At 66.4% G+C, this 13,860-nt stretch carries 12 protein-coding genes and 2 pseudogenes; 10 read left to right on the plus strand and 4 right to left on the minus strand.

The features are described 5' to 3' along the window. Positions 1 to 154: 154 nt before the first annotated feature. The gene (locus tag AC5P1B_RS24085) at positions 155 to 925 is read right to left on the minus strand and encodes a transposase family protein (RefSeq protein WP_493889591.1); all 771 of its coding nucleotides are present in this window, start codon (positions 923 to 925) and stop codon (positions 155 to 157) included. A 139-nt stretch (positions 926 to 1,064) separates the two neighbouring features. Then, the gene (locus AC5P1B_RS24090) at positions 1,065 to 1,532 is read right to left on the minus strand and encodes a MarR family transcriptional regulator (protein WP_493889592.1); all 468 of its coding nucleotides are present in this window, start codon (positions 1,530 to 1,532) and stop codon (positions 1,065 to 1,067) included. Positions 1,533 to 1,783: 251 nt separating this feature from the next. On the opposite strand from AC5P1B_RS24090, the gene AC5P1B_RS24095 reads away from it, so the two are divergent. The 4 genes from AC5P1B_RS24095 (at position 1,784) to AC5P1B_RS24110 (ending at position 4,641) form a co-directional block, all read left to right on the plus strand. After that, positions 1,784 to 2,551: a transposase gene (locus AC5P1B_RS24095; RefSeq protein WP_493889594.1), complete on the plus strand. Its 768-nt coding sequence runs from the start codon at positions 1,784 to 1,786 to the stop codon at positions 2,549 to 2,551. A gap of 167 nt (positions 2,552 to 2,718) precedes the next feature. Beyond that, positions 2,719 to 3,270: a DUF5753 domain-containing protein gene (locus AC5P1B_RS24100; RefSeq protein WP_493889596.1), complete on the plus strand. Its 552-nt coding sequence runs from the start codon at positions 2,719 to 2,721 to the stop codon at positions 3,268 to 3,270. Beyond that, positions 3,264 to 3,476 (plus strand): DUF397 domain-containing protein, encoded by a 213-nt coding sequence (locus AC5P1B_RS24105; RefSeq protein ID WP_493889597.1) that lies wholly within the window; start codon positions 3,264 to 3,266, stop codon positions 3,474 to 3,476. Before AC5P1B_RS24100 ends, AC5P1B_RS24105 begins: the two co-directional genes overlap by 7 nt. Before the next feature lie 103 nt (positions 3,477 to 3,579). Then, on the plus strand, positions 3,580 to 4,641 hold the full coding sequence (locus AC5P1B_RS24110) for an inositol-3-phosphate synthase (RefSeq protein WP_493889598.1): 1,062 nt from the start codon (positions 3,580 to 3,582) through the stop codon (positions 4,639 to 4,641). A 44-nt stretch (positions 4,642 to 4,685) separates the two neighbouring features. On the opposite strand, the gene AC5P1B_RS24115 is transcribed toward AC5P1B_RS24110, so the two are convergent. Beyond that, positions 4,686 to 5,168 (minus strand): MarR family winged helix-turn-helix transcriptional regulator, encoded by a 483-nt coding sequence (locus AC5P1B_RS24115; RefSeq protein WP_493889599.1) that lies wholly within the window; start codon positions 5,166 to 5,168, stop codon positions 4,686 to 4,688. A gap of 109 nt (positions 5,169 to 5,277) precedes the next feature. Between AC5P1B_RS24115 and AC5P1B_RS24120 the strand changes: the two genes are divergently transcribed. From AC5P1B_RS24120 to AC5P1B_RS24140, 5 genes and pseudogenes are all read left to right on the plus strand, one after another. Further along, positions 5,278 to 6,012 carry a dienelactone hydrolase family protein gene (locus AC5P1B_RS24120; protein WP_493889600.1) on the plus strand — a complete coding sequence of 245 codons (735 nt, stop codon included), beginning with the start codon at positions 5,278 to 5,280 and terminating at the stop codon, positions 6,010 to 6,012. 1,433 nt (positions 6,013 to 7,445) lie between these two features. Further along, positions 7,446 to 7,883: pseudogene (locus AC5P1B_RS24125) on the plus strand (N-6 DNA methylase); the annotation flags it as partial. Continuing rightward, the gene (locus AC5P1B_RS24130) at positions 7,837 to 8,259 is read left to right on the plus strand and encodes an N-6 DNA methylase (protein ID WP_493889602.1); all 423 of its coding nucleotides are present in this window, start codon (positions 7,837 to 7,839) and stop codon (positions 8,257 to 8,259) included. The pseudogene AC5P1B_RS24125 and the gene AC5P1B_RS24130, both read left to right, overlap by 47 nt. Positions 8,260 to 8,272: 13 nt before the next feature. Then, positions 8,273 to 8,632, plus strand: a complete 360-nt coding sequence (locus AC5P1B_RS24135; RefSeq protein ID WP_493889603.1) for an N-6 DNA methylase — start codon at positions 8,273 to 8,275, stop codon at positions 8,630 to 8,632. A gap of 951 nt (positions 8,633 to 9,583) precedes the next feature. Next, positions 9,584 to 10,269, plus strand: a pseudogene (locus AC5P1B_RS24140) (aminotransferase class I/II-fold pyridoxal phosphate-dependent enzyme); the annotation flags it as partial. A 641-nt stretch (positions 10,270 to 10,910) separates the two neighbouring features. On the opposite strand, the gene AC5P1B_RS24145 reads toward AC5P1B_RS24140, so the two are convergent. After that, a complete protein-coding gene (locus AC5P1B_RS24145) occupies positions 10,911 to 11,669 on the minus strand; it encodes a class I SAM-dependent methyltransferase (protein WP_493889604.1) in 759 nt (252 codons plus the stop codon). A 759-nt stretch (positions 11,670 to 12,428) separates the two neighbouring features. Here AC5P1B_RS24145 and erm point away from each other — a divergent pair. Then, positions 12,429 to 13,295, plus strand: a complete 867-nt coding sequence (erm, locus tag AC5P1B_RS24150; protein WP_493889605.1) for an ErmE/ErmH/ErmO/ErmR family 23S rRNA (adenine(2058)-N(6))-methyltransferase — start codon at positions 12,429 to 12,431, stop codon at positions 13,293 to 13,295. The last annotated feature ends 565 nt before the right edge of the window (positions 13,296 to 13,860 follow it).

Genomic DNA, 13,860 nt, shown 5'->3' on the forward strand with positions numbered 1-13,860 from the left:
CCGTCTCTGGCCGCATCCGACCCGCACGGGCACGCAAGCCATCCTCATCACAAGACCCCAAGCCGCAGGCCCGTAAAACAACGGCATTGGATCTAAAGCGTGTTGCATAAGGCGGTGTTTGGGCAGGTCAGGGCTTATGAGGGCAGCCTTCTGGTCATGATGTGAGGGCGAGGTTGTGCATGTGGGCGACGGCTTGGACGGCGTGGTGCAGGCCCTCGCCCCGTTGCCGGCAGTCGCGCAGGATCTTGTAGTTTTTCATCCGGCCGATCACGTGCTCCACCCGCGTGCGGACTGTGCGGTGGGCCGCGTTGTCGTCCTCCTCGCCCGGCAGCAGGACTCGCCGGGGGCGTTTGCGGTGCGGGAGGACCATTCCGCAGTGCAGGTAGGCGCCGTCGCCCAGGACGGTTATCCCCTGGCAGTGCTCGGCCAGGCCGGAGGCTCGCCAGGCGTGGGCGTCCGCGGTGGTGCCCGGCACCGGGCGGGCTGCCGCGATCACCAGGCGGGTGTCGGCGTCCACGATGACCTGCACGTTCGCCGAGAACCGGTAGTTGCGGCTGGAGGAGCCAACGTGCCGGTCACGGACCGGGATCAGGGTGCCGTCCACGATCCACAACCGGTCGGCGGCATCCGCCGGGCGGGCGACCGGCTCGAGTGCGAGGAGTGGCCCAAGCCGTTGGATCACCCGGCACACGGTCGCGGAGGAGACGCCGAACAGCGGGCCCAGCTGCCGCATGGTCAGGTTCGTGCGGTAGTACACCGCAACGATCAGTACCCGCTCGGCCAGCGGCAGACTCCACGGACGGCCCCGCAGGGTGCCGTTGCCGCCCCGCTCCCGCACCGCCTTCAGCAGTCGCGCAAACTGCGTCACCTGCAGCCCGGCGAACGTCTCCACCCACACTCGCTCGGCCCTCAACACCCCTGCCATACACCAGAGATGCCCAGTTCACGGCCTTATGCAACACGCTTTAAGGGCTGTCCCGCAAAGATCGGTTTGCGCATTCGGCCCCAAGACGTGTTTGAGATGTGGTCACGCCCGGGGCGCTTTGCCCCGGGCTCGCGGCCTGTCAGGCGGCCGTCCCGCCCGCGTTGCGGATCAGCCGCTGGAGCACCTTCACCGTGGTGACGTAGTCCGCGTCGTCGATGCCCTCGTGGAGGACGGCTCCGATCGCGGGCGCGATACTGGCCATGTCGACGCGGGCCTGTTCTCCCTCTGCGGTGAGCCACAGCCGGTTCTCGGCGTCCCGGGTCAGCCAGCTGCGCTCCAGGAGCACTTCGGCCTCCGCCGCCAGATCGTCCTCGGGCCGGATGTAGGAGGTCATGGCCTGGCGCAGCTCGGGCAGGGTCATCCCCTCTCCGTCGGGCGAGATGTCGTTCTTCGACAGGTTGCGCAGCAGCCAGAACTGGGGCTGGGTGTAGCCCTTTTCGGCCTGCCGGGCCCGGATGTACGCGATGAGCGCCTCGTAGGCGACACCGGTCCAGTACGCGGCGGGCTGGCTGGCGAGTTCGGCGTCGGAGAGCTGCTGGGTCGTCATGGAATGTCCCCTCCAGGTACTTCAGTGTGGAGCCCGCACACCGTGCAGGTCATGCGAAGAACGTAGGACCTCAAGTGCGGTTGAGGGTACGCGAGTGATCTACCGAGTGGCCGTCGGCGCGGGAACGAGGAGCTTCTGCCTGCGGCCCCTGGCCGAGGGGGCACTTGAGACGTTGACCCCTGCTGTCGAACGACCATCGGGTCGCTAGAAGGCTTCCTGTAGCACCTGGTCACAGGTGGGATGATCTTCCGGTGGCTAGCGTGATCACGGCATCGGAACCGTCCTGGATAGCCCCGTTTGCCGGGCTGAGCCCGCGCCGCTTCAACAAGTTGGTGACAGCCGTGCGCCGCGAGAGTGTTGCCGACGGACATCGCGGCCGGCCGTGGAGCCTGTCGCTGGAGGACCGGATTCTGCTGGTCGTTGTGTACTGGCGCACGAACTTGACGATGCGACAGCTCGCGCCGCTGTTCGGTGTCTCGAAATCGGCGGCCTGCCGGATCATCGACCACCTCGGCCCGCTCCTCGCGCTCCAGCCGCGTCAGCGGTTCCGTAAGGACACCGTGCTCATCGTGGACGGCACCCTCGTCCCCACCCGCGACCGCACGATCGCCGAGCAGTCCAAGAACTACCGATACTCCACAGCCCACCAGGTCGTCATCGACGCTGACTCACGCCTGGTCGTAGTGATCGGCCGGCCATTGCCCGGCAACCGACACGACTCCCGCGGCTGGGCGGAGTCCGGCGCCAAGGACGCAGTCGGAACCACGATAACGATCGCGGATGGCGGCTACCAGGGCACCGGCCTGGTCATCCCGCACCGGCGCCAGAAGGGAAGGAACCTCCCGGCCTGGAGAGAGGAACACAACCGCTCGCACAAGCGAGTTCGCGCCCGCGTCGAGCACACCTTCGCCCGCATGAAGGGCTGGAAGATCCTCCGCGACTGCCGCCTCAAAGGCGACGGCGTCCACCATGCCATGCTCGGCATCGCCCGCCTGCACAACCTCGTCCTCGCCGGGTAGGGGACGAGCTCGCACGGCAGCCGACTGTGTCCACACCAACGTGGAGATCACTTACGGGACATCCTTTAGCGCCGAAGCTGGACGCGTGTTTCGGCACTGATGGGCACTTCAGCCGCCTGTACGCCCTTGCGAAGCGCGAGCCCTTCCCCGGGAAGTACCGCCGAGCGGTGGAGATCGAGAGTCAAGCAACGGTCATTGAGGCGTACTCAAGTGTCACCGTTCCAGGCTTGCTGCAGACGGTCGAACTTGCGGGCCGGTCGTTACGTTGTGGCCACCCCCACGCATCAGACGCCGAGGTGGAAGAGAAGCGAACAGCTCGGGTCGGCAGGCAAGTGCGGTTGAGCGGCCTCAACCCTCCGCGTTGCTGGTTCATCCTCGACGAGGCCGCGTTGAAGCGCCCAGTGGGCGGGCCACGAGTCATGCACGACCAGATGCAGGCGCTACTTGAACGCGTTGGGCAGGCGAACATCACCATTCAGGTTCTCCCGTTCGACGCAGGCGAACATGCGGAGATGGGCGGCTCACTGACCCTCTTCACCGTCCCTGGTCGGCCGTTGAACGCCTATTTGGAGGGCAGCCGCAGCGGGACGATCATCGAATCCTCGGATGCTGTCGCAGGTCTGCGGGAGTCCTACGATCTACTCAGGGCGCACGCCCTGTCACCTGCCAAGTCTGAGGCGGTGATCACAGCGGCAATGGAGGACTGGAAGCCATGCTGACCACCCCGGATCTGAGCGCCGCGATATGGCGCAAGAGCAGCTACAGCAACAACGACGGAGGGCTCTGCGTCGAGGTCGCCGACGGGGTTCCCGACGCGGTGCCCGTGCGAGACAGCAAGGACCCGCATGGACCGGCCTTGATCTTCGACGCGTCGGCTTGGTCCGCGTTCGTCGCAGGCATAAAGGCCGGCTACTTCGCGGCTTGACGGCTCGTCAGGGCGGCGGTGTACTCCGCCTTACGTCTATCGACTTGCCCCGAAACCGGCTCTATGATCAACAAGGAATTTCGCGCGAGTCCTTGGAGATGCCGTGGAAACGGTCAATGTGGGCATTGTCGGAGTCGGTAACTGCGCTTCCTCGCTGGTGCAAGGGGTGGAGTATTACGGGTCGGCTGAGGGTGAGCGTCCCGGACTGCTGAATCCGGTGTGTGCGGGATATTCCGTCGCGGATATCCGCTTTACCTCCGCCTTCGACGTGGGCGCCCAGAAGACCGGCCAGGACCTCGCCGAGGCGATCTGGGTCGCGCCCAACAACGCGCGTAAGTTCACCGAGGTCCCGCGGCTGGGCGTGACCGTCTTCGAGGGCGCGCTCGGCGACGGGGTGGGGCACGGCCTGGCCGAGCGGATCGACCCCTACGGGCGGGCCACGCTGGACGCCGTCACCGACCACCTCGTCGCGACGAACACGCAGGTCCTGGTCAACTTTCTGCCTGTGGGCAGCCAGGGCGCCAGCGAGTTCTACGCGAGCGCCGCGCTCCGTGCCGGTTGCTCCTTCGTCAACTGCGTCCCGTCGGTCATCGCGCGCTCGGCGGAGTGGCGGCAGCGGTTTGAGGAGGCGGGGCTGCCGCTGCTGGGGGATGACCTGAAAAGCCAGTTCGGCTCGACTCTGGTGCACCGGGCGCTGGTGGACGTGCTGCGGAGCAACGGTGTGCGGCTGCGCCACACCTATCAGCTCAACAGTGGCGGGAACATGGACTTCCTCAATATGCAGGACAGCGACCGCATGGCGAGCAAAAAGTCGACGAAGGCACAAGGGCTGTTCGGCGCGGCGGCGGCGGCGGATCTACCCGCGGAGAATGTGCATGTCGGCGCCGAGTACATTCCCTTTCTGGAAGACCGGAAGACCGCTTACATTCAGGTCGCCGCCGACGGATTCGGCGGCACCCCGCTGGAGATCGAGCTGAAACTGACCGTTGATGACTCGCCCAGCGCCGCCGGAAACGTACTGGACGCGGTCCGTTATATGAAATACGCGATGGATCAGGGGAAATCGGGGGTGGTGGACCCTGTCTCGTCGCAGCTGATGAAGGCGACGCCCACCCCGTTGAGCGAGGCCGAAACGCTCGCTGGCCTTGAGGCCATGCGCGGATAGCGGCGAAGGCACCGCAGGGCGAGCCCGCCGGGGCGGCGCAGGGGTCAGGAGGTCCGGGTGTGGTGGTCCAGCAAGCGGGTGAGCAACTGCGCGAACTGGTCGCGTTCGGCCGGACTCAGCGGCGCGAGCAGTTCGTCGTGGAGGTCGTCCAGGACCTTGTCGAGGCGGTGTAGGTGACGGCGGCCCTGGGCGGAGATCGTGATGATGTTGCGGCGCCGGTCGTCGGGATCGGGCGCACGCTCGACGAGGTCACGCTCGGCCAGTTCGTTGAGCACGCCGACCATGTCGCTGCGGTAGATGCCGGTGCGCCGGCTCAGCGTCGCTTGGCTGCCGGGCCCGAAATCCTGCAGTGAGGCGAGCACGGCGTAGTGCCACTTGCGGGCGTCGACCTGGGCCAGCCCCTCGTTGATCAGCCGGTCCGACCGCGCGGTCAGCTGCGACAACTGCCGGCTCGCCCGTCGACGCAGCCTGTCGGGCGTCCTGGGCGCGCCGTCGTCGGGTGTGCCCGCGGCTTCGGCTCTGGTCATGGTGCCATTCCTACTCATTGCGTTAGTCCGACTAACGATACACGGTCGCTCGCGCCGAGAACGTTAGTGCAATAAACGTTTATCGAGTGAACTCCAAGGAAGGAAGCACTTGCCCACCAAGACCCTGCGGATTCCCACCACGGACGGCCAGGCCGACGCCTTCGCCGCCTTCCCCGACCACGGCGAGCGGCACCCAGGGGTGCTGATGTACGCGGACGGCTTCGGTATCCGGCCCGTGCTGCGGGAGATGGCCCGCGAACTGGCCGGGCACGGGTACTACGTACTCGTCCCCAACTTCTTCTACTGGCACGGCCCCGCACCGCTGATCGAACTTCCCGAGCACATCGGTGAAGAGGTCCGGCCCGCGGTCACCGCCCAGCTGATGCCCTTGATCGAGGCGCACACCGCCGAACGTGTTCGGAGCGACGCCGACGCCTACCTCAGGTTCCTCACTACCCAGCCCGAGGTCAGCCCCGGACCGGTCGCGGTGACCGGCTACTGCATAGGCGGCCTCCTGGTGATGCGCACCGCCGCGGCCCACCCCGGCCAGGTGGCCGCCGTCGCCGGATTCCACGGCCCCGTGGGCGCCGACGGGCCCGACCTCCTCGCCAAGCTCACCGCCCAGGTCCACCTCGGCCACGCCGAAACCGCCATCACGCCCGAGGCCCTCGGCGAGCTCAACCAGGCCCTGGACGCCGCAGGTGTCGACTACACCTCCGAGATCTACCCCGGCACCATCCACGGCTTCACCATGTCCGACACCGACGCCTTCAGCCCCGCCGCACTGCGGCTTCACTGGGACCGCCTGCTCCCCCTCCTCGACCGCGCCCTGGCCAGCAGCTGAGGCTCCGGCTCGGAAACCAAACCTGCAGTACACAGCTCCGGAGTCCGCAGCTCGCGCGCCAGGAGCAAAGTAGCGAGCTCCAGCCGACGATGTCCGCGCCCGGGCCCGGCGGGCGGCTGAGGAAGCCGACCAGGCGGCGTGCGCCGACGCGGTGCCGGGGTGCGCCGCCCTGGGGTGGGGCGAGCTGCGGGAAGCAGCCCGCGCGGTCATGGCGGCTACTTCGGGTCGCGGTTGAACGTCGCGATGGCGACCTTCTTCGCGGCCTCCACCAGGTCGAAGCGCGTCGAACTCCATCCACTCGTCGAGCGCGTCGGCAGTTACCGCCTCCTCGACCTGGAACTCCGCACCCACGGTCAGAGTCGCGTCGGCCCGGTGGGCGCCTGTCTCGTGGGACGTCTGTCTCGTGCGCGAAACGGCGGGCCCAGAACTCCGTGGTGCCGCCGGGGGGCCACAGCCGCGCGCCGGGCCCGGCGGCGCGCAGCGCGTCCGCCAGCGGCGAGGCGCTCTCGGCGAGCCAGGCGTCGAGGTCAGCGGAGTTCTCGTCGGTGTAAGGGCCGGTGTAAGGGGCGAGGTCGCGGAACACGTCGTCGGGCGGGGCGCCGTCGCCCGGGTCCTCACGACCGTGGCCGCCCAGCGCTGGCCGCCGCCGAGATGCCGCAGTAGCTGGGTCAAGGCTTCTTCGCCCACCTATTCAGATTGTGGGGCGGAAGCGCGAACACGCCCTTCGCCGACTCACTGTTGAACCCCAAACAACGTGCACTTGCCGAAAGTGCTTGATTCCCGGGCGCGCGCTCTAGGAAATCCCAAACAGCGTGCACCAATCGGCGCGAGGCCTACGTCTTCTACTGTCCTTCCTGAAGCCGGGGATCACCGGATTCACTCGTCCGCTGGGATTTCCCCCGACCTCAGGAAGGAACCACATGCATCTGAGGCTGATGTATGTGATCATCGCGGTCCTCGCGGGCGCTTGTCGCCGCTCTTGCCGGCAGCTTCTTGATCGTCGTGGAGGGAGGGCGTCCCACGACGGCCTTCAAGGCGGGAGCATTCACCTTCGCCGGCTCCCTGACGCTCCTTATCGTGGTCATGGGCGCCCTGGGGGTGGTGGGCTCATGAGCGATGCAGGTGCCCTTCGAGGGCGCGTGCAGGCCGAGGATCTCTCCTCGCTCGACGAGGTTCTCCTTAAGGCGCACCGGCACCGCAAGCACCTCTCGCGGCTGATGAACGCCCACGACGCGACTCGCCTGGTCCTCGGGCTGCTGTACCTGAGCCGGAAGGCGCACGCCGCTCCCGGCACCGGCGTACCGACATGGTCTTGGTTGCTGGGTCAGTCGGCAGCGGGCGGTTCGGGAATCCGCGCTGCCGTGAGCAAGTGTCTGGCCCACTGGCTCCCCACGACCGACGCACAGGGCATCGACGCGGGTACAAGGAGCCTGATGCCCGTCCCGCCCCCCGGTTCCGATGAACAACTGCACGCTCTCATCCAGGCCATCGGCTCCACCCAGCGGGTCGGGCCCCTACTCGACCAGTGCCTGCGGGACCTCTCGGCAGACCAGGCAGACGGCAGCCACTACTTCACGCCGGTTGACATGGCGCGTCTCATGGTCAGCGCGGCCGCTCCCCGCGACGGGCACAGAGTGTTGGACCCGGTCTGCGGTTCAGGGGGACTGCTCGTCGAGAGTCACCGCTATGTCCGCGAGCGCGTCGAGCTGGACCCGGCCATGTCCTTGCAGGGAAAGGAGCAGCACGCCTACACCTCACAGGTGGCCCGCATGAACTTCACCGTGCGGGGGATCACCGCCCACGTCTCCCCGCCCGGGGACAGCCTTGCGGAACCCGAACGCGAGCCCCACAACATCATCCTGGCCAATCTTCCCTTCAACCAGCGCGACTGGGCGCCGGAGGAAAGGGCGGAGCGGAGCGCCCACCGGCCTGCTCTCCCGGTCCCTGTCGACCCTCGGTGGCCGGAGGAACCGCCGTCCCGCGGATCGATCCGCCAACTCCGCATGGATTCAGCACATCGCGCACGCACTGGCTCCGGCCGGACGCGCCGCCTTCCTGATGGCCGACACCGTGGCCAACACCCGACAGCCCACCACCCGAAGGCTCCGCGAACGCCTCCTGCGAGACGACCTCGTCGAGTGCGTGATCGCCCTGCCGCCCCGCGTGTTCGGTCACACCCAGACCACCGCCTGCCTGTGGGTGCTCAACAAGGACAAGAGCGCGCGTCCAGGCTGGGGCATCCGGTGACCGCCGCCGGCAGGTGCTCTTCATCAACGCGCGGCGAGCCTTCGAGCAGGTCCCGAACTCAAGAGCGCGCAGACTGGGCGAGAAGAACGCGGCACTGATTCTGGAGACCCTCGCAGCGTGGCGTGGCCTCTCCGAGAACGGCGACGCGGACGCGCCGTACAAAGACGAGACCGGCTGGTCCCGAAGCTGCTCCACCGAGGAGATCGCCGACCACGGGTACAGCTTGATGCCAACCTCGTACGCTGTGGAATCTCCCAGCCCCGAACGAGACACACGAAGCCGGATCGACCAGCTCAAGCTCGAGCTGGCCGATGCGTTCGACCGGATGCGCGATCTGGAACTCCGGCTGCTGGATGCCTTGGGGGAGATCTGATGGAAGCCGACACCCATCAGACCGACTCGGAACCGGCGGCTTGGCCGACTACCTCCATCGCGATCGAGCAAGTCCGCAGGGATATCTACACGACCTGCGGCGTCGTCGACGACAAGGCATCCGATCAAGCGCCAGGAGTGGTCGGCTCGGAGTTCGTCCGGGACGGCAGGATCCTCTCACCCCGCATGAATGAGTGCGTTCCGGGCGGTCCTCCGGCCACCCGCGCCCTCAGGGAGGGTGACTTGGCCGTCGTACTCGTCAGGCGTGTCGGCGAGTCCGCGTTGGTCACCTCCGAGCACGCGCGATGGCCAGCGACCAGGTCGATCGGCATCGTCCGCGCAGAACTGCACATCGTGCGGTGGCTGCACATCTGGTTGCAGACGCCCACGGCGAAGGCCCGGATCGACGAGGACGTGACGGCACACGTCGAGCCCACCATCAGCCTCGATACCCTCCGCCGCATGCTGTTTCCGCTGCCGCCGCCCGACGTCATCACCGCCTACCACCGGGTTTTCGGCCTCATCGAGGAGATGACCTCCCTCTACGAGAAGAGCGCGCGACAGGCTGTGGCACTGGCCGACGCCCTCCATGACGACTGGGCGTCGGCGGAACCGTCCTGGGAAGCACGGGTACTCGCCGAGGTCACCAAACCGAAGACGGGCAACGGTTCCGAACGCTCGCTCCCTCCTCTGCCGACAGGACCCACCGTCGACGCGATCGCTCCGAGCGACCTCTTCGACCTCCCAGTTCCCCACGTGGAGAGCTTCCGCCTGCGAAGCCCAGCGGACGCCGGTCAGGCACATCCTTCCGGCACCTTCATGCTGAGCACCCGTCCCGACGGCGCGCACATCGCTGTGACGCGCCGCCCCGCGACGCCCCTCAGAGGTGACGTGGCGATACGGCCCATCGAGGACAGGGACAGTTGGTGGCTGCTTCACGAACTCAGAAGCGCAGACGCGCCTCCTGCTCCTCAACACCACGCACACCCCGGCCGGGATGGTCCTCTCCGCCGAAGAGCAGGATGCCATCGCCGCACTCGCCGTCGAGCACGACCTGCTCGTTGTTACCGACGAGGCGTACGAGCACCTTGTCTACGAGGGCACGCATCGCCCCATCGCGGCCCTTCCCGGCATGCGTGAGCGCACCGTCTCCATCTCATCCGCCGGCAAGACCTTCTCGTTCACCGGATGGAAGGTTGGCTGAGTCACGGCGAACGGCCCGATCCTCTCAGCGGTCCGGACCGCTAAGCTAAGCAGTACCTGACCTACGTCAGCTCGGGTCCGTTCCAGTACGCAATCGCCGGCGTTCTCCGCCTGCCGGACTCGTACTTCGACGGCTTCCACGCCGACCTGCGGCGCAAACGCGACCTGCTCGGCAACGGGCTGCGCGCGGCCGGGTTCGAGGTCTACCAGCCTCAGGGCACGTATTTCATCACCACCGACATCACGCCTTTGGGCGAGGAGGACGCCTACGCCTTCTGTCGCGCCCTTCCTGAACGTTGCGGCGTCGTCGCCGTCCCCAACTCGGTCTTCTACGACGATCCCGACGCCGGCCGCAGCCAGGTCCGCTTCACTTTCTGCAAGAGGGACGGCACCCTCCAAGAGGCCACCAGCCGACTCCAACGCTCGGCATCCTGAACTCGCGACCTCGTTGTCCCGAATGAGGTCGGATCGAGATCCTGCCTGCGGTGCGGGCTATCCATGCAGGGCAGAGCGCTGGTGGCGATTGGTCTCCGGTGGTGTCGCAGGGCCTCTGGGGAAAGATCATCTCCCAGACTTCTCCCAGGAGACAGGGGCCGGGCGATTCCTCGCGCGAAGACACGCGCACAGTCGCGGATTGCCCCCGTACATTTGCTCTGGACGGGAGTTGAGAGGGAGCGACGCGGGTTCGTCGCGCGACCACCACCAGGGTCAGCGACGTGCGTGAGGCGTGGCCGTCACACACTCGGAGGATTTGCGCGATCTGTTCGTACGCCGTGCCGGCGGCCTCCTTTTCCCCTCGGGGGTTCCTCCCAAGGGGAAAAGTGGCCGGGCTTCAATCGTCGGGGAAGCGCTTGTCCACCCCTGCGATCTACCCCCGAGGGGCGAGGCCGGCTTCTCGATGACGCTGCCGACCTCGCGTACCCCCGGCCGGGGGCACGCGCCCGGCATCCGGGTCCGGGGCCGCACCTCGCGCCTTCGCGAGATCCAGTACCGCCCGCTCTCCTCGACGGCTGCCTCACGGCGTATTCGAGCGGGAAGGGGCCCTATCCTGTCGATGGCCCGTGACGGATTGCAGATTACAAAGGGGTTTGTTTCGTGCAAATGAATGCCTGGCGCTCCCCGGGGCGATGATCAAACACCCAACTAGGGCTGGGAATCGGCGCCCCGAGTTCAGCGGCGTTGGTGAACAAGGTGGAGCCGAGTTCCAGCACCGCGCTGCGGGTCGGCCAGAAAATGAGGTCGTCCAACAAGGCACTGGTTGGTTCGGATACGTCCTCTCGGATAACCGAAAAGGCGGGTTCGTTCCCGGGAGCCAGGTTCGTGTCGATCACGAGGATGTCAGAAGTGAGCGCAGCCATGCTCTCGAACAGTTCGAATGGCTTGTTGACGTGATAAAGTAGGCCAAGGCACAGAACGATGTCGAACTGACCGTACTCTGCCGTGTTCATCGCGAGCACGTCATCGACGGCGAAATGGTATCGACCCGGGTCCACACCCTTGGTCTCGAAGACGAGGCTCGCCTGGTCGACGTGCAACTTCCGGCCGTCGATTCCGACCACCATGTCGCAGCCCGCCTCAAGGGCCGCAAGCGACCAATAACCGCCATTGCAGCCGAGGTCCAGGACGCGCTTGCCGGCCAGTGAACCGCCGCACATCTCCACGAGTGGATCAAAGAAGGTCGACCGGCGCCGGCTGTGCCAAGCCGCCATTTCTGAATGCTCCAACTCGATCCTGGTGTCGCCTAGCTCAAACGCGTAGTGCCAGGGGGTGAGTGCTTGGATCCTTCGTGCGAGTTCAGCCTGAGTCTCACTCATCATGTCGTGACCATATGGCACGTTGCATCGCGTCGGAAGTGTATTGCCTTGAACATTTACCAAGTTGACAAGCAGTCACTGGCCCTGAACTTTCGGAGGCCCTGAGGAGGGTGTGGATGAGGTGGTTTGTGTTGGTGAAGGCGGCGTTGACGGTGTAGCCGCGTCGCAGCGGCGATCACACGCGACCGGGTTGAGCTCGGGCGCGTAGGTTGGGTAACTCGCAGATAGTTGGCAGGGTGGCGATCAGCAGGTCGCGGTAGTCGCTCCAGGCGCAGCTCCTGTGCTCGACGCGTCGGCTGCGGTGCCCACATGGTCCGGTCGACCAGGCGGGGCGCTCACCTTGACTGCAGCAGGCAGGGCTGCCGGATGGGCAGCGCGCGGAACTGTCGGCGTTCATCTGTCAGCCCGCTGGCCCTGCGCGTATCGTATAATAACGGCGTACTGCGAGAATCAGGCTCTGCCAGCGGCTACGACAACTCGAGTGCAAGCTCAGTAAACGTTGGGCTATAGCCCAGACATCTGTGGCTGTTCTCCACCTGTGCATTCCGTGCTTGCATACAGGAACACGTGACCGCCTCGGAGGAATCGAGATTACGAAAAGGGTCGTGCAGGGGACCCGCGCTCGGCGCTGCTAAATAACTCCTGCTGGCATAGAGGTCCCCGATTTAGCGACCAGATTTGAGGCCTGTCGAGCAGTGGACCGGATCGGGTTATTCGATCCGGTAGACTCGACGGGGCGGAGCGGGCTTACCCGGCCGCGAAGCCACCGACGAGAGGTGAATGAAGGTGACCCGAGGCGCACGACGTGGCCCCGACCGCAACGTGCCCGGCAATCGCCGCACCGAGCGGGATGTGAGGCGGCGGACGCTGTCGCAGAACTTCCTGCGCAGCGGGCCGGTCGTGGAGCAGTTCCTGGATGTCGCCGATCTGCATCCGGATGGTCTCGTCCTGGAAGTGGGCGGTGGCGAGGGCGCCATCACCGCTGCCGCAGCGGTAAGGTGCCGGGAACTCGACGTTTATGAAGTCGATCCGCATTTCGCTAGGAAACTGGAAGGTCGGCTTTCCTCCCGGCATCCCAATGTTCGCGTTGTTGAGAGTGATTTTCTCGCCGCCGAGTCTCCGTACGAGGCTTTTCAGGTGATCGGCAACGTTCCCTTTTCGGTCACCGCTCAGGTCGTCGATTGGTGTCTTGCCGCGCCGTCATTCGAGGACGCCACCTTTATCACCCAACTGGAATACGCGAGGAAGCGCACTGGGGACTTCGGCCGTTGGAGCCTGCTGACGGTGCGGACCTGGCCACTGTTCTCGTGGGAGCTGTGCGGGCGCATCGCGCGGACGCAGTTTCGCCCGGTGCCCCGTGTGGACGCCGGGATCCTGCGCCTGACCCGCCGACCGCAGGCGCTGGTGGACCCGCGGCGGATGCGCGCTTACGATCGCATGGTCGAACTCGGTTTCAGCGGGCTCGGAGGTACCCTGTACGCTTCGCTCTCCCGCCGCCACTCTCCGCATCGGGTGGCGGAGGCGTTCGCAAGGGCCGGAGTGGAGCGCGACCGGGTGGTCGCCTTCGTCGATCCGGTGGAGTGGCTGGACATCTTCGAGACGCTCGACAGTCGTCCCACCACCCGCCCGCCGGGACGAAGGCGATGACGGCGGGAACCGTCCCATCGAGTCGCCGAAGCGTTCAGAGTGACGGGTGACAGCCGTCCGACCCCGCTCTTGCGGAACTTTCGGTGCGGAGTGTCACCATCGCTCCGCCAGCCTGCACGCCCAGGACCCGTAGCCGGCGTCGGAACGATCTCCACCGGTGGGCCATGGCGTTCTGCTTGCTTTCTGCCTGAGGTGGGGCGGTCTCGGTTGGCTCGTCCGGCTGCGGGGCTGTGAACCCTGATCTCAGTGACATCCGTGATCGCGGACTGCCCGCTGGCGCCGAGGAGCCCGGTCACCTCGGCAAGCGTGCGCAGTCGCACGCCAGGGGCGATGGTCCAGCCGCGCATCGCTAACGCCAGCTCGCGCTTGGTCCCGGCACCGACAGCCCGCTTTCGCGGGCGAGAGGGCAGCTTGGCCTGATGCCGTCCCGCCACAAGGGGCCTATATCTACAGCGAGTTCAGCATTGCATCATCAGATAGGCCAGTGATCCGCCGGTTGCTGACATCGTCGCAAGCGCCGCTTTCCCCGCCCCAAATCGCTCAACGATCAGTGTCCCGGGGGCGC

Source organism: Streptomyces sp. A01 (genome assembly GCF_059026195.1).

Bases quoted from the DNA above. Each gene is read 5' to 3' on its own strand.
- AC5P1B_RS24115 (WP_493889599.1), bottom strand. From the start codon at position 5,168: ATGACCAGAGCCGAAGCCGCGGGCACACCCGACGACGGCGCGCCCAGG.
- AC5P1B_RS24105 (WP_493889597.1), top strand. From the start codon at position 3,264: ATGCTGACCACCCCGGATCTGAGCGCCGCGATATGGCGCAAGAGCAGC.
- AC5P1B_RS24090 (WP_493889592.1), bottom strand. From the start codon at position 1,532: ATGACGACCCAGCAGCTCTCCGACGCCGAACTCGCCAGCCAGCCCGCC.
- erm (WP_493889605.1), top strand. From the start codon at position 12,429: ATGAAGGTGACCCGAGGCGCACGACGTGGCCCCGACCGCAACGTGCCC.
- AC5P1B_RS24085 (WP_493889591.1), bottom strand. From the start codon at position 925: ATGGCAGGGGTGTTGAGGGCCGAGCGAGTGTGGGTGGAGACGTTCGCC.